Origin of the sequence: Spongisporangium articulatum (genome assembly GCF_044465595.1) — a bacterium.
GTDB lineage: Bacteria > Actinomycetota > Actinomycetes > Actinomycetales > Kineosporiaceae > Spongisporangium > Spongisporangium articulatum.
In genome coordinates this window covers 853,673-880,120 of sequence record NZ_JBITLV010000001.1, presented here as the reverse complement: position 1 = coordinate 880,120, position 26,448 = coordinate 853,673, and the positions used below count along the sequence as shown (strand labels likewise).

General features: G+C 71.4%; 30 protein-coding genes, 1 tRNA gene and 1 other RNA gene. 16 read left to right on the top strand and 16 right to left on the bottom strand.

The annotated features are described in order from the left end of the window. Positions 1–10: 10 nt before the first annotated feature. From ACIB24_RS04220 to ACIB24_RS04210, 3 genes are all read right to left on the bottom strand, one after another. The gene (locus ACIB24_RS04220) at positions 11–322 is read right to left on the bottom strand and encodes an RRQRL motif-containing zinc-binding protein (RefSeq protein WP_398276748.1); all 312 of its coding nucleotides are present in this window, start codon (positions 320–322) and stop codon (positions 11–13) included. A gap of 158 nt (positions 323–480) precedes the next feature. Further along, positions 481–774 (bottom strand): hypothetical protein, encoded by a 294-nt coding sequence (locus ACIB24_RS04215; RefSeq protein WP_398275588.1) that lies wholly within the window; start codon positions 772–774, stop codon positions 481–483. Continuing rightward, on the bottom strand, positions 771–974 hold the full coding sequence (locus tag ACIB24_RS04210; RefSeq protein ID WP_398275586.1) for a hypothetical protein: 204 nt from the start codon (positions 972–974) through the stop codon (positions 771–773). Before ACIB24_RS04210 ends, ACIB24_RS04215 begins: the two co-directional genes overlap by 4 nt. A 191-nt stretch (positions 975–1,165) precedes the next feature. Between ACIB24_RS04210 and ACIB24_RS04205 the strand changes: the two genes are divergently transcribed. The 8 genes from ACIB24_RS04205 to ACIB24_RS04170 all read left to right on the top strand — a co-directional run bounded on the left by ACIB24_RS04205 (position 1,166) and on the right by ACIB24_RS04170 (position 6,066). Beyond that, positions 1,166–2,020, top strand: coding sequence for a GntR family transcriptional regulator (locus ACIB24_RS04205; protein ID WP_398275583.1), 855 nt, complete (start codon positions 1,166–1,168; stop codon positions 2,018–2,020). 3 nt (positions 2,021–2,023) lie between these two features. Continuing rightward, a complete protein-coding gene (locus ACIB24_RS04200; RefSeq protein ID WP_398275580.1) occupies positions 2,024–2,590 on the top strand; it encodes a kinase in 567 nt (188 codons plus the stop codon). A 128-nt stretch (positions 2,591–2,718) separates the two neighbouring features. Then, positions 2,719–2,940: a type II toxin-antitoxin system HicA family toxin gene (locus tag ACIB24_RS04195; RefSeq protein WP_398276745.1), complete on the top strand. Its 222-nt coding sequence runs from the start codon at positions 2,719–2,721 to the stop codon at positions 2,938–2,940. 2 nt (positions 2,941–2,942) lie between these two features. Beyond that, positions 2,943–3,308 (top strand): type II toxin-antitoxin system HicB family antitoxin, encoded by a 366-nt coding sequence (locus tag ACIB24_RS04190; RefSeq protein ID WP_398275577.1) that lies wholly within the window; start codon positions 2,943–2,945, stop codon positions 3,306–3,308. A 26-nt stretch (positions 3,309–3,334) separates the two neighbouring features. Then, positions 3,335–3,796: a DUF6941 family protein gene (locus ACIB24_RS04185; protein WP_398275574.1), complete on the top strand. Its 462-nt coding sequence runs from the start codon at positions 3,335–3,337 to the stop codon at positions 3,794–3,796. 688 nt (positions 3,797–4,484) lie between these two features. After that, on the top strand, positions 4,485–5,063 hold the full coding sequence (locus ACIB24_RS04180; RefSeq protein WP_398275571.1) for a hypothetical protein: 579 nt from the start codon (positions 4,485–4,487) through the stop codon (positions 5,061–5,063). A 14-nt stretch (positions 5,064–5,077) separates the two neighbouring features. After that, on the top strand, positions 5,078–5,521 hold the full coding sequence (locus ACIB24_RS04175) for a DUF4262 domain-containing protein (RefSeq protein WP_398275568.1): 444 nt from the start codon (positions 5,078–5,080) through the stop codon (positions 5,519–5,521). A gap of 89 nt (positions 5,522–5,610) precedes the next feature. After that, on the top strand, positions 5,611–6,066 hold the full coding sequence (locus tag ACIB24_RS04170) for a lamin tail domain-containing protein (RefSeq protein ID WP_398275565.1): 456 nt from the start codon (positions 5,611–5,613) through the stop codon (positions 6,064–6,066). Here ACIB24_RS04170 and ACIB24_RS04165 read toward each other — a convergent pair. After that, positions 6,057–7,259, bottom strand: a complete 1,203-nt coding sequence (locus tag ACIB24_RS04165; RefSeq protein ID WP_398275562.1) for an ANTAR domain-containing protein — start codon at positions 7,257–7,259, stop codon at positions 6,057–6,059. The genes ACIB24_RS04170 and ACIB24_RS04165 overlap by 10 nt on opposite strands. 264 nt (positions 7,260–7,523) lie before the next feature. Here ACIB24_RS04165 and ACIB24_RS04160 point away from each other — a divergent pair, with 264 nt between their 5' ends. Beyond that, positions 7,524–8,462 carry an LLM class F420-dependent oxidoreductase gene (locus ACIB24_RS04160; protein WP_398275559.1) on the top strand — a complete coding sequence of 313 codons (939 nt, stop codon included), beginning with the start codon at positions 7,524–7,526 and terminating at the stop codon, positions 8,460–8,462. A gap of 4 nt (positions 8,463–8,466) precedes the next feature. On the opposite strand, the gene ACIB24_RS04155 is transcribed toward ACIB24_RS04160, so the two are convergent. Beyond that, positions 8,467–9,060: a helix-turn-helix domain-containing protein gene (locus tag ACIB24_RS04155; protein ID WP_398275556.1), complete on the bottom strand. Its 594-nt coding sequence runs from the start codon at positions 9,058–9,060 to the stop codon at positions 8,467–8,469. 80 nt (positions 9,061–9,140) lie between these two features. On the opposite strand from ACIB24_RS04155, the gene ACIB24_RS04150 reads away from it, so the two are divergent. Continuing rightward, positions 9,141–10,127: an isopenicillin N synthase family dioxygenase gene (locus tag ACIB24_RS04150; protein ID WP_398275553.1), complete on the top strand. Its 987-nt coding sequence runs from the start codon at positions 9,141–9,143 to the stop codon at positions 10,125–10,127. A 58-nt stretch (positions 10,128–10,185) separates the two neighbouring features. Here ACIB24_RS04150 and ACIB24_RS04145 read toward each other — a convergent pair whose 3' ends face one another. The 3 genes from ACIB24_RS04145 to ACIB24_RS04135 form a co-directional block, all read right to left on the bottom strand. Then, complete coding sequence (locus tag ACIB24_RS04145) at positions 10,186–11,751, bottom strand: alpha/beta hydrolase (protein WP_398275550.1); 1,566 nt, start codon at positions 11,749–11,751, stop codon at positions 10,186–10,188. A gap of 94 nt (positions 11,752–11,845) precedes the next feature. Continuing rightward, complete coding sequence (locus ACIB24_RS04140) at positions 11,846–12,445, bottom strand: hypothetical protein (RefSeq protein ID WP_398275548.1); 600 nt, start codon at positions 12,443–12,445, stop codon at positions 11,846–11,848. 56 nt (positions 12,446–12,501) lie between these two features. Further along, positions 12,502–13,113, bottom strand: a complete 612-nt coding sequence (locus ACIB24_RS04135) for a TetR/AcrR family transcriptional regulator (RefSeq protein ID WP_398275546.1) — start codon at positions 13,111–13,113, stop codon at positions 12,502–12,504. A 65-nt stretch (positions 13,114–13,178) separates the two neighbouring features. On the opposite strand from ACIB24_RS04135, the gene ACIB24_RS04130 reads away from it, so the two are divergent. After that, the gene (locus ACIB24_RS04130) at positions 13,179–14,159 is read left to right on the top strand and encodes an alpha/beta hydrolase (RefSeq protein WP_398275544.1); all 981 of its coding nucleotides are present in this window, start codon (positions 13,179–13,181) and stop codon (positions 14,157–14,159) included. After that, positions 14,156–15,940, top strand: a complete 1,785-nt coding sequence (locus ACIB24_RS04125; RefSeq protein ID WP_398275541.1) for a S9 family peptidase — start codon at positions 14,156–14,158, stop codon at positions 15,938–15,940. Before ACIB24_RS04130 ends, ACIB24_RS04125 begins: the two co-directional genes overlap by 4 nt. 102 nt (positions 15,941–16,042) lie before the next feature. On the opposite strand, the gene ACIB24_RS04120 is transcribed toward ACIB24_RS04125, so the two are convergent. Continuing rightward, on the bottom strand, positions 16,043–17,083 hold the full coding sequence (locus ACIB24_RS04120) for an aspartate-semialdehyde dehydrogenase (RefSeq protein ID WP_398275538.1): 1,041 nt from the start codon (positions 17,081–17,083) through the stop codon (positions 16,043–16,045). Beyond that, complete coding sequence (locus tag ACIB24_RS04115; protein ID WP_398275535.1) at positions 17,080–18,354, bottom strand: aspartate kinase; 1,275 nt, start codon at positions 18,352–18,354, stop codon at positions 17,080–17,082. Before ACIB24_RS04115 ends, ACIB24_RS04120 begins: the two co-directional genes overlap by 4 nt. 125 nt (positions 18,355–18,479) lie before the next feature. On the opposite strand from ACIB24_RS04115, the gene ACIB24_RS04110 reads away from it, so the two are divergent. Then, the gene (locus tag ACIB24_RS04110) at positions 18,480–19,415 is read left to right on the top strand and encodes an ABC transporter ATP-binding protein (protein WP_398275532.1); all 936 of its coding nucleotides are present in this window, start codon (positions 18,480–18,482) and stop codon (positions 19,413–19,415) included. Beyond that, positions 19,412–20,491, top strand: a complete 1,080-nt coding sequence (locus ACIB24_RS04105) for an ABC transporter permease (protein ID WP_398275529.1) — start codon at positions 19,412–19,414, stop codon at positions 20,489–20,491. The genes ACIB24_RS04110 and ACIB24_RS04105 overlap by 4 nt, the downstream gene beginning before the upstream one ends. Positions 20,492–20,497: 6 nt before the next feature. Here the strand turns inward: ACIB24_RS04105 and ACIB24_RS04100 are convergent, their stop codons facing one another. Genes ACIB24_RS04100 through ACIB24_RS04075 form a run of 6 tightly spaced genes read right to left on the bottom strand, consistent with a single transcriptional unit; the run spans position 20,498 to position 25,953 of the window. Then, positions 20,498–21,154 (bottom strand): DUF5063 domain-containing protein, encoded by a 657-nt coding sequence (locus ACIB24_RS04100; protein ID WP_398275527.1) that lies wholly within the window; start codon positions 21,152–21,154, stop codon positions 20,498–20,500. Next, positions 21,147–21,746, bottom strand: coding sequence for a recombination mediator RecR (gene recR, locus ACIB24_RS04095; protein WP_398275524.1), 600 nt, complete (start codon positions 21,744–21,746; stop codon positions 21,147–21,149). The genes ACIB24_RS04100 and recR overlap by 8 nt, the downstream gene beginning before the upstream one ends. Before the next feature lie 10 nt (positions 21,747–21,756). Continuing rightward, a complete protein-coding gene (locus ACIB24_RS04090; RefSeq protein ID WP_398275521.1) occupies positions 21,757–22,632 on the bottom strand; it encodes a serine hydrolase domain-containing protein in 876 nt (291 codons plus the stop codon). Next, a complete protein-coding gene (locus ACIB24_RS04085; RefSeq protein ID WP_398275518.1) occupies positions 22,629–24,899 on the bottom strand; it encodes a DNA polymerase III subunit gamma and tau in 2,271 nt (756 codons plus the stop codon). Before ACIB24_RS04085 ends, ACIB24_RS04090 begins: the two co-directional genes overlap by 4 nt. Next, the gene (locus ACIB24_RS04080) at positions 24,896–25,645 is read right to left on the bottom strand and encodes a DUF2071 domain-containing protein (RefSeq protein ID WP_398275515.1); all 750 of its coding nucleotides are present in this window, start codon (positions 25,643–25,645) and stop codon (positions 24,896–24,898) included. Before ACIB24_RS04080 ends, ACIB24_RS04085 begins: the two co-directional genes overlap by 4 nt. Beyond that, a complete protein-coding gene (locus ACIB24_RS04075; RefSeq protein WP_398275512.1) occupies positions 25,642–25,953 on the bottom strand; it encodes a metalloregulator ArsR/SmtB family transcription factor in 312 nt (103 codons plus the stop codon). Before ACIB24_RS04075 ends, ACIB24_RS04080 begins: the two co-directional genes overlap by 4 nt. A 137-nt stretch (positions 25,954–26,090) precedes the next feature. Between ACIB24_RS04075 and ACIB24_RS04070 the strand changes: the two genes are divergently transcribed. After that, positions 26,091–26,178: transfer RNA gene (locus tag ACIB24_RS04070), tRNA-Ser, on the top strand. A 149-nt stretch (positions 26,179–26,327) separates the two neighbouring features. After that, positions 26,328–26,424, top strand: an RNA gene (ffs, locus tag ACIB24_RS04065) — signal recognition particle sRNA small type. The last annotated feature ends 24 nt before the right edge of the window (positions 26,425–26,448 follow it).

Sequence of the window (26,448 nt, the reverse complement as noted above, 5' to 3'; positions counted from 1 at the left end):
GGGGGCAGGGTTAGGCGGCGGCCGGAAGGGCTGCGCCGGTGGGGTTTTCGTGGCAGTCGAGGCAGCAGCCCAGCGACGTCGGGATCACGTACCCGGCGTCACGGGCGCAGGTCGGGCAGGTGCGGCGGGCGCGCATGGCCTTCGCCAGCGCCTCGGCCTTGGCCGGGGTCATGGGCCGCTTGGGCTTCGCGGCGGCCAGCGAGTAGAGGTCGGCCCACCGTTCACCGCGACGCCACGACAAGCCCGCGACCGGGCGGGCGCCGCCGGGCCGCAGACCGCAAGCGGAGAGCTGACGGCGGGTGGCCAGCCCGGCCGGGGCCATGCCCCACCGGAACCACAGCCACTCACCATCCGAACCGGACGCCACCGACAGGCCGTCAGCGGTCAGCGCGGCCGACCGGCCGTCGACCGTGACCCCGACCGGGCCGCCGGTCCCAGCGACCAGACCAGCAAGCCGGACAGCCGCCGCGTCTCCGCCGGTCACGCTGCACGGTCCAGGGCGGCCGGTTCCTCGGCGTCAGGGACGACGTCCTCGGCGGCGGCGGTGGCGGGTTCGGCGAACAGGGCCTGCACCTCGTCCACGCACTCGGCCAGCGGCGGCAGTTCCCGCGCCTGCAGGACCTCGGCCCGCGCGTTCCACGCCGCGACCCACGCCGCGGGCGGCTGACGGTTCGTGCGCTCCTGCCAGCCGACCAGGACGACGCACACCGCGACGGTCAGTAGCAGCGCGAACAGGCCGAACAGGGCCAGGTCCACCACCACGCGGCCGATCACGCCGCACCGTCCGGGGCGTAGGTGAACCGCTGCGCCTGACGCGCCGCGCGGGCCGCCCGCCGGGCGGCAAGCTCGTCACCAGCAGCGGCTCGACACTCGGCGTCCACCACGGCCAGCTCACGCTCGATCTGCGGCCACTCGGCCTCGATCGAACGGAGATCGCGGCGGCTGGGCTCGGAAGGGGCGTTACGTCGTCGCATCTCTGACTCCCTGTCAACGTCTGACCGGTTTGGGTGACGTGAAGCTAACAGTTGTTAGGCAAAGAGGTCAACTGTTAGGTCTGACCGAGTCGCGCGGAGTCTCGGCCAGGCCATACAGGGCCGTACAGCTGATAGGTTTCGCGTGCTCGACATCAGCCGGTGCCGGGTACGCCAGCTCAGGACGGGAGCACGTGGCTACGTCTGATCAGGAACCCCGCAGCGGCGCCAAGGCCGGGTACCGAGAGGTCGCCCGCGACCTCCGCACGCAGATCGAAGCCGGTCGGCTTCGGCATGGCGACGTGCTGCCCTCCACCCGGGAGTTGGCCGAGAGCTGGGGTGTCAGCGTCTTCACGATTCAGGAGGCCATGAAGGTCCTCGCCGAGGAGGGCTTAGTGGTCGGCAAGTCCCGGTCGAAGCGCGTGGTCAACGCCCCGGCGTCCGCGCAGAAGTTGGGATGGCGGCCGGACAGGCCGCAGGTCGTTCTCGTGGGCGGTTACCCGGGTAGCGGCAAGTCCGAGCTGAGTCGGATACTCGCCCGCCACACCGGCTGGCCGATGATCGACAAGGACACGATCACCCGGCCGGTCGTCGAGGCCGCGCTAGAGATCATGGGCCACTCGCCCCACGACCGTGAGTCGGATGAGTACGTGACCCGCATCCGACCGATGGAGTACGAGGCCCTGCGGGCCGCCACCCTCGAAAACGTCGAGTGCGGAAACAGTGCCGTCGTCGCGGCGCCCTTCGTTCGCGAGTTCGGCGACGCCGCGTGGTTGGACCGGACGCGCGCCGCATTCGAGCAGCAAGGAGCCGACCTCGTCCTGGTGTGGGTCTACTGCGACGGCGACTCGATGCACCGCTACATGCGCCAGCGCGGAGCCGCCCGGGACGCGACCAAGCTCGCCGACTGGCCCGCCTGGCTGGCCAGCCTCGACCTCGACTTCCGCCCTGCCGCCGAACACCTCGTGGTCGACAACTCCGAGTCCAGCGCCCCACTACAAGCGCAGGCCGTCGCGCTAATCGACCAGGTACTCAGCGGTCAGGAGTAGACGTTGTCCCTGGGCGTCATCCTTTACGGCCCCCCGGCCAGCGGAAAGAGCACCATCGGGCGACTGCTCGCCGAGCAGGTCGAGCCGTGCCGGCTGTTTCGCCGAATCAAGGTCGGCGGGATTGCGAAGCCCGAATACCGGGCCATGACTCCCGACCAGCTCGAAGACTTGGAGCGAGCAGGCGACATCGTGTGGTCCAACGATCGGTATGGGGCAACGTACGCCATTGACCGGCCCGAACTGATGGCCGAGCTGGGCAATGGTGTGCCGGTCCTGGCACTCGGTCAGGTCGCGGCAGTCTGGGCCGTCGCTCAGAGCGTGCCGTCCGCTCGGTGGCTCACGGTCGAGCTGTGGTGCCCGCGAGACGAAGCCAAACGCAGGTTGCTCGCCAGAGACCCCCAGGACGTCGAGCGCCGACTCGCCGTGTGGGATGCGACCGAGCATCTGCCCCAGAGCGACCTCGTCATCGACACCAGGACGACGGCGCTGGCCGAGGTCGTAGAGCTGATCCGGACAAGGCTCATCGCTGGGGCGGGTAACGCGAAGCTTCGAACCAGCTCAGGATCGTGAGCCGTTGATCAGCCAGGCTTAGAGGACAGTCGCGTGACACTCCGTACTGCCATCTATCCAACAAGTACTGGGGTGCATCTGATTGAGTTCCAGGGTGGGACGATGTCGCGGTGCCGCAGTTCCCCTCGATGAAGGCAAGCGCACTCTTCCGGGTGTTGACACGTCAGCCGTTGGCCTACTCTGTAGTACGGCAAAACGGATCACATCGGACACTTGAGTCGTTGGACTATCCGCGACTCACTTTCGCGTTCCATGATGGAGCCACAGTTCCCCCGGGGTTGGTTCGCAAGATCCTCACTAAAGATGTGGGGCTCTCTGACGACGATGCACTTGGGCTGCTTGGGAGGTAGCGATGTCAGTGATCACGATGCAGTACCACCACGAGGGCGGTTCGTGGTGGGCGGAATCTGACGACGTGCCCGGCTTCTCTGCGCTCGCCGACAGCTTGGCCGCCCTCCGGGCCGAGGTGCGCGAGGGTCTCGCCTTTCACTTTGAAGACGGTGACGTTGCCGACCTTGACGTGCGAGAGCTGATTGTTGATCAGGCAGCAAGCGTTGTCAGTGCACGCCTGTCGGTCTGGGAGTCGGCGCAGGTCTACGGCACCTCTTCTGGCTCAGCTGCCGTTGTGGACGCCATCACGTCGTCCGTCGGCGCGGCCCTGGCCGTGGTGTACCCGGCAGGGGTTCGTGGCTCCAGCAGCGTTGGGTGCCTTGCCTGACGGTGGTCTCAGGGCATGATAAGTCCGTGAAGCTCACCATGTTGTTGTGCGATCACGTAGCCGTGGCCGAGAACAAGCTCTACGTGAATGGTGGCGGTTGGGTAGAGATCGGCCCTGACCCGTCCCCCACTGCCATTGCGGTTCTCCTGGAAGTCCCCTGGAATCAGACGAACAGGAAGATTGCCTTCCACCTGCAGCTCCTTCATGAGGATGGCCAGCAGCCGGTAACCCAACCAGGGCCAATGGGGCCTGTCCCCGTGATCGTTTCCGCTGACCTGGAGGTTGGCAGGCCGGTTGGCGTCCCAGAAGGTGCTGCCATCCCCGTTCCGATGCCGATCAATCTGCCGCCCTTGCTCCTCGAGCCCGGAGCCAACTACTACTGGGAGGCGGACATCAACGGTGAGAAGCGTGAGGAATGGAGACTGTCCTTCCGGACACGCTCTCGACCGGCGCCGCCGACTTCACCCACGTCCATCCCTCCTTTGTAGCTTGCCCGGCTGGCCTGGCCCAACAGGCGCGGAGCACGTCTCCCCGGCCATCTGACGGGGCCGTGTGGGCCGGACGGCAGTCCAGCAATGAACCGGTGCGTTCCCCTCTGTCTCCCCTGTCCCTAGGTCGCCATTATCTGCAGAGACCTGACCGGGCCCTGTCCCCCGTTCCTCGAAACTGTCCCTGGCTACGCGCAGAGCGGGTGGGAATGGCCGCGCGGCCGGTTCCGTGCGCAGTGGGCAGACGCCAATCAATCCATACGACTAGGGATAGCTGAAACAGTGGCCCCCCTGTTTCAGCCATCCGAGTCAGATCCAGGTCGAAGCGGCGCGGTGGAGTAGCAAAGAAAACGCAGGTCAGGGCCGTCTGCGGAACCCCTTGAAAGCGTCCCACGGGTGGAGCCGGCCATCGGGCACTGGTTGTCTCCGCGTCTACCGCTGAGTGTCTAAGTGAGTGACAACCGACGCGAACAACGGCGGACGCAACCGGACCGTCCGGGACGGTCCCGAGCACGACTCTTCTACGTCGAGACAGGTTGCGAGACAGCGGATTCGGCTTCGGGACGAAGAGGCCGCAGGTTCAAATCCTGTCACCCCGACTCACGAAACCCCTGGTCAGAGGCCCTTTCGGGTCACCGACCAGGGGTTTTCCGCATTCTGGGGCCTCAGCCTTGGCATGATCTACGCCATGCCGGACCGGGGGATGTCGAGACGACTCGTCCTGCTCCTGCCCTCGGTCGCGGCCGTTGCGGCCTGCTCACCCGACCACGGCCTGCCCGCAGCGAGCGCCGACGCCCTGACCGCCGCAAGTACATCGCCGGAGGCCTCCGTGGCTGGTGCACCCACCCGATTCACGATCCGCCCCGACGACTACCACGTGCCCTACGCCGGCACGGCCGAGGACGGGCGCAAGTTCTTCCTGAGCAACGAACTGTTCGACAGCGGCACCGGGTGGGTCGGGCTGTACCTGTGGAAGGCCGACGGGACGTTCGACGAGGTCAAGGTCGAGGCCGTGGGGCGGGCCGAAGGCGTACCACCGGGGCAGGCCGCCGCCAGCGGTGACGACGTGACGCGCAAGCGGCTCGACGAGCTGGGCGACTACACGCTCGAACCGATCTCCGTCGAGCCGTTCATGACGAAGGTTCACGGGACCGAGTTCGGTTGGCACGTCGGGCATTACGACGACGGCACGGTGTACGTCAACATCGAGCCCGGCGACTTCATCTGCTACTACGCCCCGTGGGACGGCTACGTCTACGACACCTGAGCGAGGGGTGAGACGTGACTGTCGGACGATGGCGAGCGGCCCGGAGATTCCGCCGGGACGTCGCGCGGCACGGGTGGCTGGTGCACTACGTCGCCGACGCCGACCCCTCTCCGCTGCATTTCACGGTGGGCCTGACCGAGCGCGACCTGCCTGAGGTGTTCGCCTACGGGCTGCCCGCGGAACAGGGTGGGCTCATCCTCAACGACGTCGCCGAACGGATGCTCGACGGCCTCGAACTCACCGAGCCGACAGTGTTCGACGATCTGCTGGAGGGCGACTACAACGTCCACCTGTGGTCGGTGACCGAGCCACCGGTCCTCGGCGCGGCCTACCTGCTGTACGGGGACCGCGTCCGCGCCCGACAACTCGTGGTCCCCGACGAGGCCAACCGCATGCCCTGGCACCCCGATCATCATGACTCCCACCGGCAGCCACTCTTCTTCGATCCGCCTTCTTAGCCCGCCCGCTCCTGACCGCTCACCTCCGATCCGCTCCGCTATACGAGTTCGGCGTCCACACCACACGGCGGCCGCCTAAGTTGTCGATCATGCGTAAGTACATCGTCGTGCTCGCGACCACCGCCCTCGCCTCGACCGCGCTCCTCGCCGTCGGCGTGCCCAGTGCCGAGGCCGCCAGCAAGCTGCAGATCACCAAGGTGAAGTACGACAGCGACGGCAGCGACGCACCCGTGACGAACAAGAAGCTCAACGACGAGTGGGTCCGGATCACCAACACCGACGACCGCACGCGCACACTCACACACTGGACGCTGCGCGACGCGTCGAACCACGTCTACACGTTCCCCACTTTCACCCTGGACGCCGGCGAAAGGGTCTGGGTGCACACGGGTTCCGGTACCGACACCGCTCATCACCTGTACCAGAACCGCGGGTACTACGTCTGGAACAACACCTCGGACACCGCGAAGCTGCGCAACACGTCCGGTACGGGCGGCGACACGTGCTCGTGGACGACGAGCGACGACTCGCCGTACTACTGCTGAGCCGCCGGTAACGCGATCGAGCCGGTGCGGACCACGTCGTCGGCGATCTCGCGCAGCTTGCGGTTGCTGCGCTGACTGACCCGGCTCAAGGTGTTGAAGGCCTGCTCCTCGGTGAGCTTGTGGCCCATCATCAGGATGCCGATGGCCGCCCCGATCTGACGGTTGCTCTCCACCGCGCGTTCGAGGTTCGCCACTTTCTCGCGGTCCCGCCGGGCGGCGGCCACGACGCCGAGAACGCCTGACACCTGGCGGAACACGTCGAACAGGAAGGCCTGGTACTCGGCGTCGAGGGCCAGCCGGTTGCTGACCCCGAGGATGTTCACGACGCGAGGCAACCGCTCACCGAGTTCCACGACGCCGACGAATGCGCGCTCGACGGAACCGGCCTCCGGGCAGCTGAGCTCGAGACCCGGGAACCGGGTGGGCAGGTCGTCGACCAGAACCGGAGTGCCCTGGGAGGCGGCCAGGACCACCGGCCAGAGGGCGGCGTCGTCCAACGAAATGCTCTGCGAGGCAGTCGAAGAGCCGCCACACAGACCTGAGGCCGCCCGCAGGGCGGCTCGGCGGTCCCGGGGCTCGGCGCTGTACAACAGGGAGAACGGTATGTCCTGGTGGGCGTCACCGAGCGTCTCGGCGAGCCGGTCGTAGAGCACCTCGGGCGAGCCGCTTTCCACACCGTCGGCGGCCAGCCGCCGCAGCGTCCCGAGCCGGCGCTTCAGCTGCACGCCCCGCGTGATATCCAGGATGGACACGTGCACACCACGCACCTCGCCCGCGCCGTCCAACGCGGGCGACAGGTGGCAGGTGTAACTGGTCTCCCGCTGCACGCCGTGTCGGGTGATGACGGTCTCGCGCTTGGGGATCCAGCGGGTCTGCCCGGTCGCGAACACCTGCTGCAGATGCGGGCCCAGCACCGCCCAGGCCTCCGGCCACCCCTGGTGGAGTGCCTCGCCGAAGCGGGCCGCCGGCGGGGTCGGGGCAAAGTCCAGGAACGCCTGGTTGTAGACGACTCGGCGGTCGTCGCCCCAGACCAGGAGCGCCGGGCCCTCGGAGTCGAGGCACAGGTTGACGGCGCCCCGCAGGCTGCTCACCGGCTCACCGGTGGCGTCGGCACGGTGCAGGAGGTCGGCGAGGTCCTGAGGACCGGCGTCCTCGGGTAGTCGGTCGACCTGGTCAGAGAGAATCTGGGTCATCAACGCCCCCCGGCGTTCGCGTCGTGATGCACGCGTCCGGAGGGCCCGGCGCCACAGGGGCGCCGGCCCGCAAACACGTCCTCGCCCGTGGTTGGAGCGGTGGTGCGATGTCGCTGCAAACCACGGAGGCGGTCACTCTCCGCTTGATCCACAGTACTGGACGAATGGTCAGCCGGAGCGTATCCCGGGCATCGACGCGGGTCGCCAGCACGGATGCCGAGGCTACCGGAATGCGTCTCCGGTACTCGGAGTTAGTGTCCGGTTGTGACGATCAAACTGGGGTACCAGATCCCCAACTTCAGCTACCCCGACGGCGACCCGGCCACGATCTTCCCGACCGTCGTCGCGCAGGCCCAGGAGGCCGAGGCCTCGGGCTTCGACACCGTCCTGGTGATGGACCACTTCTATCAGCTGCCCGGCATCGGCACCCCCGACCAGCCGATGCTCGAGTCGTACACGCTGCTCGCGGCCCTGTCCGGCGCCACGCAGAGCGTGCAGCTGAGCACCCTGGTCACCGGCAACACGTACCGGCACCCGACCCACCTCGCCAAGACCGTAACCACCCTGGACGTCGTCAGCGGGGGCCGGGCGGTCCTCGGCATCGGCGCGGGCTGGTTCGAGCGCGAGCACCACGACCTGGGCTTCGAGTTCGGCACGTTCACCGACCGGTTCGAGCGGCTCGAGGAGGCCCTGAACATCATCAAGCCGATGCTCGAAGGTGCCGACCCGACGTTCAAGGGCAAGTGGTACGAGGCGAACACGGCGATGAACAACCCGCGCGTGCGGCCGACGATCCCGGTCATGCTCGGCGGCAGCGGCGAGCAGAAGACGTTCCGGCTGGCGGCCCGGTTCGCCGACCACATGAACATCATCTGCGACCTGACCGACCTGGCCCGCAAGGTCGAGGTGCTCAAGGAGCGGTGCGAGGAGATCGACCGTGACCCGGCCACTCTCGCGACCAGCTACCTCGCGTCCGTGTTCATCACCGAGACCGACGCCGAGGCCCAGGCCGCGCTGGAGCGGGTGCCCGAGAACCGGCGGGCCCGCGCCTTCATCGGCACCCCGGCCCAGGTGGCCGAACAGCTGCACGAGAAGGTGCTCGGCGCGGGCGTCACCGGCCTGACGATCAACATGATCGCCAACGGTCACGAGCCCGGGAAGGTCACCGCGGCGGGCGAGGCCCTGGCACCCCTGGTGAAGTAGGGCCTCAGCGCTGGTGGGCGACGGTGTGCACGAAATGCGCGCCCCCGTCGTCCACCAGCGACCAGCGGTTGCGCAGCTCACCGGGGTGGGCCATGAAATCCCCCGGCCCGAGCCGGTATTCGCCGGCGCCCTCGATCTCGACGGCCAGCCGGCCGGCCAGCATGTAGAGGGCGGTCTCGCCCGGGAACTCCCACCAGTCGTCCGCGTACTGCCCCGGTTCGAGGCGGTACTCGGTGACCTCGAGCGCGGCCCCGGGCTGCATCAGCAGAGACCGGCCCACGGCCGAGTCCGGCCGGTCGGCGACCGGCAACACCTCTCCCTCGCCGGAGCGCACCACCGTCACCTTCCCGGCCGCCGGGCTCGGCAGCAGGGCCCCGGGGACGACGCCGAGCGCCTCCGCGAGCCGGTACAGCGTGAACATCGAGGGGGCCGAGACCCCGCGCTCGATCTGGGACAGGAACGCCTGGCTGATGCCGGCCCGCCGCCCGAGTTCACGCGTCGACAGCTGAGACTTCTCACGCAAGGTGCGGATCGTCGTCCCCACCGCCCGGGCCAGCCCGGCGTCGCCAAGCTCGTCAGGGGCCTTGTCGTCCGTCATGTGTTCGTCACATACTCCGAATGCCGTGGCAACTCATCCAGCACACATTGAATGCTGAGACTACTCAGAGAGGCACACCGATGAGCACTCCCGACATCCCGCTGATCGACATCTCCACCTGGCGCACCGGGACGCCCGAGCAGAGGGTCGAGCTTGCCACGCGGCTCGACCGGGCGATGCAGGACTCGGGGTTCTTCATGGTCAGCAACCACGGGGTGAGCGCCGAGCTGATGCAGCAGATCCGCGACGCCTCGAAGCGGTTCTTCGCGCTGCCGTCCGCGACCAAGCGCCCCTACGCGGCGAAGGTCGGCGGCCGGGGCTGGCTGGCCAAGGGTGAGGAGGCCAACGCCTTCTACGGCGAGGAGGCCGACGCCGACAAGCCCGACCTGAAGGAGAGTCTCACGGTCGGGCGGCCCGCCGCGGAACTGAGCGCGGGCGTCGACCCGGCGATCGTCGAGGCGTGGTTCGAACCCAACGTCTTCCCCACCGAGGTACCGGAACTGGAGGCCCTGGTCGCCGAGTACACGACGGCCACCCGCGCCCTCTACGTCGAGCTGCTGCAGGTGCTGGCCACCGCCCTCGGCCTCGACGAGGACTTCTTCGCCGGCCGGGTCAGCAACGCGCCCTACACGTTCAACATCAACCGCTACCCGCCGCTGACCGAGACGGAAACCCCTGCGGAGGGCCAGTTCCGGGTCGGCCCACACACCGACTGGGGCATCCTGACCATCCTCGACCGGCAGGTCGGCTACGGCGGGCTGCAGGTGCAGACCCGGGACGGCGAGTGGGCCGACGCCCCGGCCGTGCCCGGCGCCTTCACGGTGAACATCGCGGACATGCTGGCCCGCTGGACCGGCGACCGGTGGCGCTCGACCCGGCACCGGGTGCTGCCGCCGTCGGACCAGGCCCCCGACGAGGAGCTGATCTCGCTGATCCTGTTCTGCGAGGCCGACATGGACACCCGAATCGAACCGCTGCCGGCCCCGATCGGCGGCGGCGTCGACTACCCGGCCATCACCGCCGGCGACTACCTCCTCGAGCGCACACTCGCCGCGTCGACCAGCTGATGCTGCGTTTGCGCATGATCAACGCGGAAGTGCTGCGTTTGCGCATGATCACGGAGGGCTAGGGGAAGAGGGTGGTCAGGCGGGTCGTGTCGGCCGGGGTCCAGCCGTCCGGGGGTGCGACGGCGGCCCACCCGGCACCGATCGATGCGCCGTAACGGTGGCCGGCCCCGGGGACGTCGTTCGCGGCCAGCAGGTCCGCAGTCACCTGGAAGAACGTGACGATCGGGTACCAGCCCATCGAGGACGAGACCCCCGGCCCGCGCGGTTCGCGCAACCAGTCGGGGCGGCGCAGCAGCAGGTCCGGCGACCACCAGACCACCGGGTCGGACGCATGGGCCAGGAACAGCACCCGCGGCTGCGACCACGGCTGGGCGGCCGCGGCGGTCAGCGACGCGCGGTCCACGCCGACCCGGACCACGGCCCCGCTCCCGAAGGCGGGCCGCCGGGCCGGTGATCCGGCGTCGCGATGGTCCTCGACCTCCCGCCACAGGTGGTTGGAGTTCGGCGGGCCCACGAACAGGGCCCCGTCGACCCGGTCGCCGGCGTCGGGGAAGGACCCGAGCGCGGCGGCCCCGCCGTTGGTCCCGAGACTCTCCCCGTACAGCAGGAGCCGCGGCCGGTGGTCGACCGGCAGCCGCAACCAGTACTGGCGGATCGTCGAGAACAGCTGCGCGCCCTCCGATTCCACCTGGTCGTCGTCGAGCACGAAGGCGACCGGGCTGGGCAGGTAGGAGTACTGGGTGGCCACGATGGCGGTGTCACCGTTCCACAGGTACTCCAGCGAGTTGGCCGCTCCTGGATCGACCCAGCCGGTGCCGGTGGTCGACACGACGGCCAGCACCGCCCGCGAGAACGCGCCGGTACGAACGAGTTCGGCCAGCGCCAGGTCGGCCCGCTCGAGCGAGGTCGGTGCACTGTTCAACCCGACGTACACCCGCACGGGCTCCTCGGCGGGCCGCCCCGAGAACGCCGACAGCTGCCGCCCGCTCGGCCCGCCCGCGACGAACCGGCGCCCCCGCAGGCCCAGGTCGGCCCAGGCGACCGACGACCCCGGTCCGCCCGAACGCAGCGACGAGGTCGGGGGTGAGAGGTTCTCGGTGACGGCGTCGTTGACGCCGCTGGAGACCCGGTCGATCGTGAAGAACGTCGCGCGCAGCACGACCTGCTGGAACAGCACCCCGGCCCCGGTCGCGACCACCACCACGCTCGCGACCGTGGCCACCACCACCGGCAGGCGGCGCGCGAGAAACCTGGCCACGAAACGGGTCACGCGCCGCACGCCGCACCCGGCCAGCAGCAGCCCGGCGAACAGCAGCACCGAGAACGCGACCGTCCAGAGCGTGGCCCAGATCGAGGGCACGGGGCTGCCGGCCAGCCGGTGCGCCTCGGCCTGCCACCCCCGGCCCGCGACCATGAACCCGACGACGCCGCCCGCCCCGACGAGCAGCGCGAGCCGCGCGACCACCGCGCGGACGGCGTCCGGCACCCGCGCGGCCTCCGGCACCAGAGCCCGCGCCAGCGCGGCGATCGCGAACCCGAGCAGGTAGCCGGCCGCGGCAACCACCCCACTGACCGCCCCCTGGAACGTGGGGCTGCGTGGCAGCAGCGACGGAGTCAGCGACATGCAGACCAGCGCGGCGGCCAGAGCCGACCCGGTCGGGTCGAGCGCGGGCGCGCGAAAGCGCCCGCGGGGAGACTCGGACTCGTTCAGGGGGCCATTAGAGCAGGCGCGGGGTGCGGACCTCGATCGACAGCCCCGCCGCCTCGGCCCGCGAGCGGCCCGGGGTGAACGTCCAGGCTCCGCTGTCGACCTGCGCGATCCACTGCTTCAGGGCGTCGCCCAGCGACCCGGCGACGGGGGTGTTCCAGTCCCACCCGGCCCGGTCCCACTGGACGTCGAACACGCGGCAGGTCGGTGCGCCCGGCTCGATCTCGGCCACCACGACCCCACCTCCCGACGAGGCCAGCGGCAGCCAGCTCGGCCGGAACCAGTGCTCGGCCCGGTTCCACGGCGCGTCGTCCGGGGCCATGTCGGCGGCCGCGCGCCCGGCGTCCGCGAGCCGTCCGGCCCGTTCGGCCAGGGCCCACTCGAGGGCGGCCGGTTGGTGGTCGACGGGAGAGGTGTCCGGATCGCAGCGGCACGAGTGCCAGCCGAACCACTCGACGACCTCGGCCGGGGCAGCGGAGAGACCGGCCTCGGCCAGCCGCGCGCGGACGTCGTCCGCGGCCGCCCCGGCAGCGAGGTGCTCGTCGAGGCGCACGCCGGCGCGGGCCCAGCATTCGTCCCACCGGTGCAGCAGGGCGGCAAGCTCGGTCACGTGACCCCCAGACGGTTCTCCACCGGCCGGTTTCATCGACCGGTTCCGCCCGGGACTTAAGCTCCCGCGCCCGCCGGTTCGGCCGCCGCGGTGACGCCGGCCGGGCGCAGCACCGACCCGACGAACTTCAGGACGGCGGGCCGCAACTCACGGAACGGCCGGTCGGGGTGGTTCTCGGCGTGGGTCAGCACGAGTTCGGTGACCCCGCCGACCAGGGCCAGCGCCTGGTCGAGGTCGAAGGGGTCGTCCGGGGGCCGGTTGCTGACCTCGAGCATGACCCGGGCCAGCTCGAGGTTGGTCTCGCGACGCACCCGGCGGCCCTCGGCGCCCGCCGAGGTGATCTCGACCAGGAGGGCGGCCGCGGTGGCCCGGGACTCGTCGAGGAAGCGCAGGTAGGCGTCGATCAGGCCGGTCAGCCGCTGCGCGCCGTGGGCCGCACCGCCCGCCCCCTGACTGCGCAACCCGGCGACGAGCAGGCCGTTGGCCTCGGCGTAGCAGGCCAGCAGGCACTCCTGCTTGCTCTCGAAGTGCTCGTAGAAGGTGCGTTTCGAGACCCCCGCCGCGGCGACGATGTCGGACACCGTCACGGCGGCGTACTCCTTGCCGGCCAGCACCTCGGCCAGGCCCTGGAGCAGCCTCAGCCGGTGCGGCAACCGCTGGTCAGTCATCGCTGGAACACCGTCCCTTCCGCAGCGTCCCGGCCCCCTCGGTACGTGGAGGTACCGTACCGCGCATGACGCTGGACCCGAACCTGGAGACGATGCTCCAGGCGATGGTGACGTACAACATGATGGGGCTCTCGCGCGGCGGCGTGGAGAAAGCCCGCCGCGGGTTCCGCGCGGTCACCGCGGACGCCCGGCCGCCGAACCTGGTCATCCCGGTCGCCTCGACCGCGGACGGCGAGTACCCGGCGGCCGAGGGCCCGCTGAGGTACCGCGTCTACCGGCCCGACCTGGAGGGGCCGCTGCCCACCGTGCTGTTCCTGCACGGCGGCGGCTGGGTGATCGGCGACCTCGACACCCACGACAACCAGGCCCGGCGGATCTGCGCCGAGGTGGGCGCCGTCGTCGTCTCGGCCGAGTACCGGCTCGCGCCGGAGCACCCGTTCCCGGCCGGTGTCGAGGACGCCTGGGCGGCGCTGCGCTGGGTGTGGACGACGATCGCCGGGTTCGGCGGCGACCCGTCGCGTCTGGCGGTGGCCGGGGACAGCGCCGGCGCGACGCTGGCCACCGTGGCGGCCCGGCGGGCCCGGGACGCGGCGCGCGCCGGCGCCCCCGACGCCCCCCGCGTCGCGGCCCAGTTCCTGATCTACCCCGGCACGGACTTCGCGGCCGAGGTCACCGACTACCCGTCCCGGACCGAGAACGGCTCCGACCGGTTGCTGACCCTGGAGGACATCGTCTGGTTCGCCGAGCAGTACGTGGGCCCGCGCGGGGCCTCCGGCGACCTGGACCTGGCCGACCCCGACCTGTCGCCGCTGCGCACCCCCGACCTGGCCGGGCTGGCCCCGGCGATCGTCGTGGTGGCCGAGTACGACCCGTTGCGCGACGAGGGCGTCGCCTACGCCGAGGCCCTGGAGAAGGCGGGCACGCCCACGACGCTGCTGCGGATGCCGGGCATGATCCACGGGTTCTTCGACCTGGGCCCCGTGTCCCCGGCCGTCGAGGCCGCCGTGGTCGAGTCGTGCGCGGTGCTGAAGAATCGGCTCTCATGAGTTCTGACCTCCCCGTCTGGGAGCAGCGGTTCCGCTCGGGTCGTACGGGTCTGCCGCAGTGGGCGCTCGACGCGCCCGCGCGGTGCGTGGTGGTGGCGACCACCGGCGGGGTGCTCGAACTGCACTCCTGGGACGCCGGGAGCGGGCGGCTCACGCAGCTCACCTCCCGCGCGGAGGGCACGGTCGACGGCGTGCTCGACCGGGCCGGCGAGTGGGTCTGGTGGTTCGACGACGACGCGGGCAGCGAGCACGGGATCTGGCGGCGACAGGCGTTCGGGTCGTCGCCGGACGCCGATTCCCCGCCCGCCACAACGCTTCCCGCGGCCTACTCGGCCGGGCTGGTCCTCGGGCACGACGGGCTCGCGGTGGTCGGCAGCAGCGACGACGGGTACGGCACCCGCATCGACCTGGTGTCGGGCGACGGGTCGGCGCCGCGCCGGTTGTACGAGCACGCCGAGGACGCCGGGGTCGCCGACCTGAGCGAGGACGGCGCCCTGTTGGCCATCTCGCACAGCGAGCACGGCGACTCCCGGCACCCGGCGGTCCGCGTGCTGCGTGTCGAGGACGGTTCGACCGTCGCCGACCTGTGGGACGGTGACGGGAAGGGCCTGGAACCGGTCGGTTTCGCGCCCGTCGCCGGTGACAACCGGCTACTGGTCTCGCACGAGCGGCGCGGGCGCTCCGAACTGCTGCTCTGGGACCCGGTGACCGGCGCGCAGACCGAGCTCGAACTCGGCCTGCCGGGCGAGGTCTCGGAGGCGTCGTGGTCCGTGGACGGGTCGAGCCTGCTGGTCGGCATCGACCACGAGGCGCGGACCCGGCTCTACACGGTGGCCCTCGACGAACCGGGGACGCCGGTCGCGGTGGGCCGAGGAGACGGCACCGTGCTCGGGGCCACCCCGCGACCGGGCGGCGACGCCTGGGTGCTGTGGTCCTCGGCCGCCGAGCCACCCGCCGTCCGCACCCTCGACGGGGCCGTCGTGCTCACCCCGCCGGGGCTGCCGGCCCCGGGATCCGTTGCGGTGGAGGACGTCTGGGTGGAGAGTCGGGGCGGGCGGGTGCACGCGCTGCTGCGTCGACCGGCCGGCGCCGAGGGGCCGCTGCCCCTGTTCTTCGACGTCCACGGCGGGCCGACCTGGCACGACTCCGACGCGTTCCGCGCCTACCCCAGCGCGTGGGTCGACCACGGGTTCGCCGTGGTCCAGGTGAACTACCGCGGCTCGACCGGTTACGGGTCGGCCTGGCGGGACGCGCTCGAGGAGCGGGTCGGGCACATCGAGCTCGAGGACATCGTGGCGGTCCGGGACTTCCTGGTGGACGACGGCATCGCCGACCCGTCGAGGATCGTGCTGTCCGGGGCGTCGTGGGGCGGGTTCCTCACGCTGCTGGGCATCGGCGTCCACCCGGACAAGTGGTCCGTCGCCGTCGCCGGTGTGCCGGTGGCCGACTACCTCACCGCCTACGACGACGAGATGGAGGGCCTGAAGGCGTTCGACCGGGCCCTCTTCGGCGGGTCACCCGAGGAGGTGCCCGACCGGTACCGCGACTCCAGCCCGCTCACGTGGATCGATGAGGTGCGGGTCCCGGTGCTGATCCTGGCCGGGGAGAACGACCCGCGCTGCCCGATCCGGCAGATCGACAACTACCTCGACGCCCTCGCCGCCCGCGGGATGCCGCACGAGGTGTACCGCTACGACGCCGGCCACGGCTCGCTGGTCGACGACGAACGGGTGCGCCAGTTCCGCGCCGAACTCGACTTCGTCCAGCGCGTCCTGCGCTGATCATTCACATAGTCGTGATCATGGAAACTTCTAGTCTTCGAGGGGCCGGCCCCCACGCGCTCGCGCCTCAACAGAGACTAGAAGTTTCCATGATCACGACATTTAGAGGCGCGCGGCGACCAGTTCGGCGATCTGGATGGCGTTGAGGGCCGCGCCCTTACGCAGGTTGTCGTTGCTGACGAACAGGGTCAGGCCCCGGTTGTCGGGCACCGAGCTGTCCTGCCGGATCCGGCCTACGAACGACGGGTCGGCACCGGCCGCCTCGAGCGGGGTCGGCACGTCGCTGAGGGCGACGCCCGGGGCGTCGGCCAGCAGCGCGCGGGCCTGCTCGGCGGTGATCGGGTCGCGGAACTCGGCGTTGATCGACAGCGAGTGGCCGGTGAAGACCGGCACCCGGACGCAGGTCCCGCTGACCAGCAGGTCGGGGATGCCGAGGATCTTGCGGCTCTCGTTGCGGAGCTTCTGCTCCTCGTCGGTCTCACCGCTGCCGTCGTCGACCAGGTTGCCGGCCAACGGCACGACGTCGAAGGCGATCGGCGCGACGTACTTCTTCGGGGCGGGCAGGTCGATGCTCGACCCGTCGTGGGTGAGGCCGGCGAAGTCCTGCTCGAGTGCCGCCCGCACCTGACCCTCGAGCTCCTCGACGCCGGCCAGACCGGAACCCGAGACCGCCTGGTACGTGCTGACGACCAGCCGCTGCAGCCCCGCCGCCCGATGCAACGGCATCAGCACCGGCATCGCGGCCATAGTGGTGCAGTTCGGGTTGGCGACGATGCCGCGCGGGGCGTCGTCCAGGTCGTAGGGGTTGACCTCGGAGACGACCAGGGGCACCTGCGGGTCCATCCGCCAGGCGCTGGAGTTGTCGATCACCACGGCCCCGGCCTCGGCGAACCGGGGCGCGACGGCCTTCGAGGTCGAGCCGCCGGCCGAGAACAGTGCGATGTCGATGCCGGACACGTCGGCGGTCGCCGCGTCCTCCACGACGACCTGCTCGTCGCCCCACGGCAGCGTGGTGCCGGCCGACCGGGCGGAGGCGAAGTACCGGACCTTGCCGACGGGGAAGTTCCTCTCCGCTAGCAGCTTCCGCATCACGCCACCGACCTGGCCGGTGGCTCCTACAACAGCAACGGTCAGGCCGCTCATCGCCCGGTACCTCCGTAGACCACGGCCTCACCCTCGACGGAGTCGAGACCGAAGGCGGTGTGAATGGCCCGCACGGCGTCGTCCAGCCGGTCCGCGCGGGTGACCACCGAGAGCCGGATCTCGGAGGTGCTGATCATCTCGATGTTGACCCCGGCCGCGGCCAGCGCCGCGAAGCAGCGGGCGGAGACGCCCGGGTGCGAACGCATCCCGGCGCCGATCAGGGAGACCTTGCCGATCTGGTCGTCGTAGATCAGCTTGTCGTAGCCGAGGGTCGACTGGGCCCGGGTCAGGGCCTCCATCGCGGTCGAGCCGTCGGTCTTCGGCAGCGTGAAGGAGATGTCGGTGAGGCCGGTCGCCGCGGCCGACACGTTCTGCACGATCATGTCGAGGTTGATCTGCGCGGCCGCGACGATCTCGAAGATCTCCGCCGCCTTGCCGGGCTTGTCGGGGACGCCGACCACCGTGATCTTGGCCTCGCTGCGGTCGTGCGCGACGCCGGAGATGATCGGGTCTTCCATTGCTTCTCCTTCGGCGGCCGGGGCGTCGGTCACCCACGTGCCCTCTTGGTGGCTGAACGACGACCGCACGTGCACGGGCACCTGGTACCGCCGCGCGTACTCGACGCAGCGCAGGTGCAGCACCTTGGCGCCCGAGGCGGCCATCTCCAGCATCTCCTCGCTGCTGATCCGGGGGATCCGGTGCGCGGCGGGGACGATGCGCGGGTCGGCGGTGAAGATGCCGTCGACGTCCGTGTAGATCTCGCAGACGTCAGCCTTCAGGGCGGCGGCGAGCGCGACGGCGGTCGTGTCGGACCCGCCGCGGCCCAGCGTGGTGATGTCCTTCGTGTCCTGGCTGACGCCCTGGAACCCGGCGACGATCGCGATGTGCCCGGCGTCCAGCGCAGTGCGGATGCGGCCCGGGGTGACGTCGATGATGCGGGCCCGGCCGTGCGCGGAGTCGGTGATGACCCCGGCCTGGGAGCCGGTGAACGAGCGGGCCTCGGCGCCGATCGCCTGGATGGCCATGGCCAGCACGGCCATCGAGATGCGTTCACCGGCGGTCAGCAGCATGTCCAGCTCGCGGGCCGGCGGCAGCGGCGTGACCTGCTCGGCCAGGTCGATCAGGTCGTCGGTGGTGTCACCCATCGCGGAGACCACGACGCAGACCTCGTGGCCGGCCTTCTGCGTGTCCACGATGCGCCGGGCCACCCGCTTCACGCTCTCGGCGTCGGCGACGGATGAGCCGCCGTACTTCTGCACGACCAGGCTCACCACTTGCTCCCAGGACTCACCACGACGACATCGGTAGGGGTCAGTCTACCCGGGCCGCCCGGGCCCCCCTCGAGCCATTAACGGGCTCTGGACAGGACCCGGACATTGCAGGCAGAGTTCGCCGGGTGACGCCTGCTGACACGGGCATCGTCGCGCACGGGGTGAGACGCACGTTCGGGGACGTCGTCGCGGTCGATTCCATCGACCTCGAGGCACCGCCCGGTCAGGTCACCGCCCTGGTCGGGCCCAACGGTTCCGGCAAGACGACGCTGCTGCTGACCCTCGCCGCCCTCCTGGTGCCCGACTCCGGCACCGTGTCCGTCGCCGGTTTCGACCCGACCGTCGACCCGCGGGCCGTGCGCGCCCGCACCGGCTGGATGCCCGACGTGTTCGGCACCTGGGACGCCCTGACCTGCGCCGAGGTGCTGCACACGGTCTCCGACGCCTACCGGGTGCCGCGCCCCGAGCAGGTCGAGCGGGTCCGCGACCTGCTCGAGCTGGTGCACCTGGTCGAGTTCGCCGACCGCCCCACGACGGTGCTGTCGCGCGGGCAGAAGCAGCGCCTCGGCCTGGCCCGCGCCCTCGTGCACGACCCGAGCGTGCTGCTCCTCGACGAACCGGCGTCCGGGCTCGACCCGCGCTCCCGGATCGAGCTGCGCAGCATCGTGCGGGCGCTGGCCGCCCAGGGCCGGGCCGTCCTGGTCTCCAGTCACGTGCTCGCCGAGCTCGACGAGATGGTCGACCGGGCCGTCGTGGTCGCCCAGGGCCGGACGGTCGCGGTCGAGACCCTGACCGGGCCGGAGGCCGTCGCCGACCGCCGCCCCCGCCCCTGGCTCGTGCGCTCGCTGGACGACGCGCGCCTGCTCGAGACCCTCGACCGGCGGCGGGTGCCGCACGGCACTCCGGAGCGGGACGGCGTCCAGGTGGAACTGGCCGGCGACCACGACGCGGCGGAACTGCTCGCGACGCTGGTGCGGGACGGCGTCCCGGTGGTCTCCCTGCACCCCGCCGCCGGGGTGCTCGAGCAGGTCTACCTCGAGCTGACGGAGGACCGGCGATGAGCGAGACGCTCGGCACCGGCCGGCCGGTGGACGACGGCCCGCCCCTGCTGCGCGGGCCCGGCACCTGGTCGGTCACCTGGGGCGGCGTGCGCACGCTCACGGTGCTGGAGCTGCGGCAGCGGATCCGCTCCGCCCGCTGGGTGATCGTCGTCGGCTTCTGGGCGCTGACCGTCGGGGCGCTGTCGTCGCTGATCCGGTGGGCGGCCATGACGTCACAGACCGAGCGGGACTCGGCCGGGGCGTTGATGTACGGGACCGTCCTGCTGCTCGTGCTGTCGCTGGCCTCGCTGGTCAGCCCGGCCCTGTCGGCCACCAGCGTCAACGGCGACCGTTCCGCGGGCGTGCTGGCCATCATGCAGAGCACCCTGCTGAGCCCGGCCGAGCTGGCGCTCGGCAAGCTGCTGGCCGCGTGGACGTCGGCGCTCGTGCTGTTCGCCGTCACCCTCCCGTTCCTGTTCTGGGCCTTCCTGGAGGGCGGGACGTCGGGCGGCCGGTTCGTCATCACGACCGTCCTGACCGCGTTCACCCTGCTGGTCGTGTGCGCGGTCGGGTTGATGTTCTCGGCGCTCACCGCGCGGACGTCGACCTCGGCGGCCCTGACCTACCTCACCGTCGCCTTCCTCGGCGTGGGACTGCCCCTGGTGTTCGTCCTCGGGCTGGCGATCGTCCGCTCGGACGACACCTTCCGGCAGCAGTACCGGGCCTACGGCTCCGACGAGTGCCAGCTCGAACTCGTCACCGAGAGCCGCGCCCACACGGAGAAGACGTGGTGGCTGCTGGCTCCCAGCCCGTACGTGATCGTGTCGGACGCGGCCCCCGCGCGGCACGACCTGGGCGACCCGCTGAGCATCATCCGCAGCGCGGTGCGCGAGGCCCGGCTCGGGCCGCCGATCGACGAGGACTACTGCTCCGAGAGCCGGGACGAGGACCGGGCCGCCGAACGCGACGCACAGCCCGCCGTCTGGCCGCTCGGGGTCGCCGTCGACGGGCTGGTGCTGGTCGGTTCGGTGGTGGTCACCGTGCGCCGGTTGCGGTCGCCGAGCCGCGCCCTGCCCCGCGGTTCCCGGGTGGCCTGACGGCCCTCAGTCGTTGAGGTGCAGGGCCTCGAACTGGGCGTCGGCGACCGTGTCGGGGTCGACGTCCAGCCGGAGGTGACCGAGCATCGACTGCAGCACGCGCAGGGCGCTCGTGGCCCGCGCGCCCCACGTCGACAGGTACGAGAACTGCCACCACCACAGCGCCTCGTCGACCCGGCCGGCGCGGTAGTGCCGCAGGCCGTGGGCCAGGTCGGCGGCCACGTCGGCGAGGTCGCCGGACAGGTAGCCGTGCACGCGCTCGCCGGAGGTCAGCGGGTCGACGATGTCGGCGTACTCGTCGAGGCCCTCGAGCAGGTTGGCCAGGCCGGCGCGCACCGGGTCGACGTCGGGGTCGGGCCCCGCGTCGGGCTCGAACCGCTCGCTGGGCACGATGTCGTTGATCGCCCCGAGGCGAGCACCGGCCAGCAAGACCTGGGACAGGGCGAGCAGCAGGACGGGGATCGCCGTGTCGGGGGACGACCCGGCGGCGACCTCGGTGACCGTGTCGAGGTACGACTGCGCCTCGTTGGCGGTGTCGTCGGCGAGGTCGTTGAGCTCGCGTGCCTCGGCCACCCGTTCGTCGGTGACGTCCACGGAGCCCGGACGCCGCGACGCCGGAACCGTCGTCGGCGGCTGGTTCACAGTGTTCTCGCGCTCAGACATCCAGCAGTCGTCTCCCCTCGAAGGCCCGACCGAGAGTCAGCTCGTCGGCGTATTCCAGGTCGCCCCCGACGGGCAGACCCGAGGCGAGCCGGGTCACTCGTAGGCCCATCGGTTTGAGCAGCCGGGCGAGGTAGGTCGCGGTGGCCTCGCCCTCCAGGTTCGGGTCGGTGGCGAGGATGATCTCCGTGACCTCCCCCGACGCCAGTCGGGTCACCAGTTCCCTTACCCGCAGATCGTCCGGCCCAACCCCCTCGATCGGGCTGATCGCCCCACCGAGCACGTGGTACCGGCCGCGGAACTCGCGCGTCTTCTCGATCGCCACGACGTCCTTCGGCTCCTCGACCACGCACAGCACCGCGGGGTCGCGCCGGGGGTCGCGGCAGATCTTGCACTGCTCGTCGGCCGACACGTTGCCGCACACCTCGCAGAACCGGACCTTCTCGATCACCTCGCCGAGGGCGGTGACCAGCCGGCGGACGTCGACCGGGTCGGACTGCAGCAGGTGGAAGGCGATGCGCTGGGCGCTCTTCGGCCCGACCCCGGGCAGCCGCCCGAGTTCGTCGATGAGGTCCTGGACCACGCCTTCGTACACGTGGGCGAGCCTACGTCGTCGCGTCGCCGGCGTCGCCCCCGGCGCGCGCGGATGGGACGGGTGTGGCGAACTGCTCGATCACGGCATCGCACAGCGGCGGCCACGCCGCCCGGGCCCACTCGCCGAAGTCGAGGTCGCTCAGGCAGACGGCGGCCACCCCCTGCACCGGGTCGACCCACAGGAACGTGCCGGCCGCGCCGAAGTGCCCGAACGAGCTGGTCGAAACCCGCTGTCCCGCCCAGTGTCTCGGCCGACCGAAGTTGCGCTCGAAACCCAGGCCCCAGTCGCAGGGATCGAACCGGCCGAGCCCGGGCAGGACGCCGGACAGGCCCGCGAACTGCACGCTCGTGGCCTCGGCCAGCGTGTCGGCGTGGATCAGCGTCGGGGCCCGCAGCTCGACGGCGAACCGGGTCAGGTCCTCGACCGTGCTGTGCGCGTGCGAGGCCGGTGACCCCCTCAGCTCGGTGGCGGCCATGCCCAGCGGCGCGAGGACCGCCTCGTGCAGGTACGGCCCGAACGGGATCTCGGTGGCCCGTTCGAGGTGGCGGACCAGCTCCTCGATGCCCCGGTTGGAGTACACGCGCCGGGTGCCGGGCGGGGCGAGCACCGGGGCGTCGCTCTCGAACCCGTAGCCGGCGGCGTGCGCGAGCAGGTGCCGGACCGTCGCCCCGGGCGGCCCCGCAGGCTCATCCAGCTCGATCGCCCCCTCCTCGAGCGCGACCAGGGCGGCGTAGGCGGTGAGCAGCTTCGTCACCGAGGCCAGCCGGAACTCCCGGCGCACGTCGCCCACGGTCTCCACGACGCCGGCGTCGGTGACGACGGCGACCGCCGTGTTCGGGACACCCCAGGTGCCCGACCAGTCGGTGACCTGACCGAGGGCGGTCACCCTTCGCGTTCCTCGATCACCTTGCCGCCGAGCAGTTGCTGCACGACCTGCGCGCCGACCAGGTGCGAGCCCTCGAGGTCCGCATCGTCCTTGCTGGGGGTGTCGTCGGCGGGCAGGACGACGGGGGCCGGCGGGGTACGCACGTCGACCGAGCGCGGGGCGGCCTGCGGCCCCCGCTCGGACCGGGCCTGAGGCTGGGCCTGCGGTGGGCGGGTGCTGCGGGGGGCCTGACCGGCGGGCGGGCCACCGGCGCGCCACCCGTCGTCCGGAGGCACCTCGTCCTCGCGGACGGGCTCGTCGACCGGCGGCGGGATGTCGTCGTACGGCGTGGGCGTCGCCGGGCGGCCGGGGCGGCCGGGCCCGGACGACGGGCGGTCGGCCGGGCGGGACTGCGGCGCCCGCGCCGGCGCCGGCTCGGGACGCGCCGATTCGGGGCGAGCCGATTCGGGACGCGCCGATTCGGGACGCGCCGGCGAGGCGGGCGGCGACGGCTGTGGCGCCGACTGTGGCGCCGACTGTGCGGCGGGCGCCGGGGTGGGCGCCGGGCGGGACGGCGCTCCGCCACCACCACCGGAGACGGAGGCCTCGACCCGGCAGTCCAGCCCGATCACGTCGATCAGCGCCTGTCGCACCACATCGGCGTGCGGACCGCGGCCGAAGGTCGTCACCCGCCCCGGGGAGTCGAAGCCCAGCAGCAGCCGCTGCCCGTCGTAGTCGAGGACCTGCGCGTACTGCGAGACCAGGCTCCAGGTGGTGCGCTTGATGGTGGCCAGCCTGGCCAGGATGTCGGCCCACATCCGCCGGACCGCCTCCAGGTCGGCCGCGCCGCCGGGCGCCGGTGCCGCCGAGGTGGCGGCGACGGGCTGCGGGGCCGGGGCCCAGTCGTCGGCCGGGTCCGCGGATCGTGTGGGTTTCGAGGCTGATGGCGCCGCCGGAGCCACACGTTCTTCGGGTTCGGGGGTCGGGGCCGGTGCGGGAGTGGGGGCCGGCGGCGCCGCCGGGGCCGCCGGCTGGGCGGCGGGCGCCGGGGCCATCGGCGCCGGGGCGGCGGGCGCCGGGGCCATCGGCGCCGGGGCGATCGGCGCCGCGCCGGAACCCAAACGGCGCTCGAGCCGGTCCAGCCGGGCCCCGAGACCGAGCTGGCCGTCGTCCACCGCGGGCAGCAACAGCCGCGCGACGAGCAGTTCGAGCTGCAGGCGCGGCGACGTCGCCCCCGTCATGTCGGTGAGCGCGGTGTTGGTGACGTCCGCGGCCCGCGACAGCTCCGAGGCTCCGTACCGGGCGGCCTGGCTCTGCATCCGCTGCAGCTGGTCGTCGGGAACCCCGCGCAGCACGGCGTGCCCGGCATCCCCACCGCGACCGGCGAGCGCGGCGACGACGAGCAGGTCGCGGAACCGCTCGAGCAGGTCCTCGACGAACCGGCGCGGGTCGTGGCCCGACTCGATCACCCGGTCGATCACGGTGAACACCCCGGCCCCGTCACCGGCGGCGAGCGCGTCGACCACGTCGTCGAGCAGGGCCGTGTCGGTGAAGCCGAGCAGGGAGACGGCCGTCGCGTAGTCGAGGCCGTTCTCCCCGGCGCCGCCCATCAGCTGGTCGAGCACCGAGAGAGAGTCACGCACCGACCCGCCGCCGGCTCGGACGACCAGCGGCAGCACGCCCTTGCCGACCGGCACCGACTCGCGTTCGCACAGCTCGGCCAGGTACGCCCCGAGCCGCTCCGGCGGGACCAGCCGGAACGGGTAGTGGTGGGTGCGCGAGCGGATGGTGCCGATGACCTTCTCGGGTTCGGTCGTGGCGAAGATGAACCGGATGTGCTCCGGCGGCTCCTCGACGATCTTCAGCAGCGCGTTGAAGCCCTGCGGCGAGACCATGTGCGCCTCGTCGATGATGAACACCTTGTAGCGGTCGCGCACCGGCGCGAAGGCCGCGCGTTCGCGCAGCTCGCGGGCGTCGTCGACCCCGCCGTGGCTGGCCGCGTCGATCTCGACGACGTCGAGCGACCCCGGGCCGCCGCGGGCCAGCTCGACGCAGCTGGGGCATTCGCCGCACGGCGTCGGCGTCGGCCCCTGCTCGCAGTTCAGGCAGCGGGCCAGGATGCGCGCGCTGGTCGTCTTGCCGCAGCCGCGGGGGCCGGAGAACAGGTAGGCGTGGTTGACGCGGTTCTTCGTGAGGGCGACCGACAGCGGTTCGGTGACCTGCTCCTGACCGATCACCTCGGCGAACGAGTCGGGCCGGTAGCGGCGGTACAGGGCAGTCGTCGTCACCTGGACGAGCCTAGTTGTTGGAGCCGACAGTTCGGGCCGCTCTCCACAGCGGGCAGCGGCTGCCAGACGACCGGGACGTCGCGCATCAGCAACGCCGTGTCGAGCACGACGCTGCCCGGCGGGAAGCGGCGCTCGTCGTCGTAGAAGGACGACGTCACGCGCTCGAGCGCGACGGGCTCCACCCGCCAGCGGTCGCAGTGCAGGTGGACGGCGTCGAGCCGGTTCGCCTCGCGGGTCACCGACAGCCCGGGGCCGCCGGTCTCGAAGAACCGCGACGCCGCGTCGAACGAGCCCCACAGCGCCGAACCCGGCCACGGCGCGAGCCGGGCCCGGACGTCGACCCGCGCGGCGTCGTCCTCGAAACCCACCGCGAGCCGGTCGCCGGATTCGGTGACCGTGAACCGGGACCGGCTGTGCAGGCCCGGGAAGACGCGGCCCCCGAGGGTGGCGACCAGCCGCGACGCGGTGTGCCGGGCCGGGATGTACACGCCGCGGCGGGTCGCGCCGGCGTCGTCCCACTCGACGGCGATCCGGTGCGCGGCGTTCTCGGCCCGCAGCCCGACGGCCGCGGGCAGCCCGCGCGGGCGTACCGACCTCAGCCGGATGAGGCAGATGCCGGCGACGGCGTACCCGTTGGCCAGGCGGGGGCGGAACGGGGCGGGCAGGAGGCGCGCGGCGACCTCCGGGTCGACGCGGTAGTTGACCAGGAGGCGGCGCTCGACGGTGCTGGCGACGTCGAAGCTCATGCGCGGTCCCGGGTGCGGCGCAGGACGACCTGCTCGGGGCAGACCGCGGACAGGAACCCCCCGACGCACAGGGCCAACCGCTCCTCGACCAGGCGGTAGTAGATGCGGTTCGCCGCGCGCCGCTCGCGCACCAGGCCGGCGGACTTCAGCATGCCCAGGTGCCGCGAGATCGAGGGCCCGCTGATCGGGAACCGGCCCGCGATCTCCCCCGCGCTCAACTCGCCGGCCCTCAGGTCCTGCAGGATCTGCCGCCGCGTCGAATCGGCCAACGCGCGGAACACGCCCGCGGTGTCGTCGTCCGGGTCCATGGTCAGCATTTATAGCTGTATTGCTAATTAGCTGTAAAGCTAATTAGCAATACAGGCTGGGGCCCGCGCCCAGCCACCCGTTCACCTGGGGGCGCGGCAGGACGAAGCACCCCTGCGCCGCCGCTATGCTCTTCGGCGGAGGATTCGCCTAGTGGCCTATGGCGCTCGCTTGGAAAGCGGGTTGGGTTAACGCCCTCAGGGGTTCAAATCCCCTATCCTCCGCCAGTCGCTGACCTGGGTATCCGCCCAGGTCAGCGCCATTTTGTCGCCCGGTCGAGCGCGAATGCCCTCCTGAGTGCACGGCTCGGGCCCTCCGCGTGCCCCCAGGAGGGCACTCGCGTACGGGCGGTTCCGCGGAACCGCTAGGGTTATGCGCAGACCCCTCGTGCGGCGTTATCCCGCTGAACTCCCCCAGGGCCGGAAGGCAGCAAGGGTAGGCAGGCTCTGTCGGGTGCGCGGGGGGTCCTTCGTTTGCCCCGTCACCTCAGGGACACC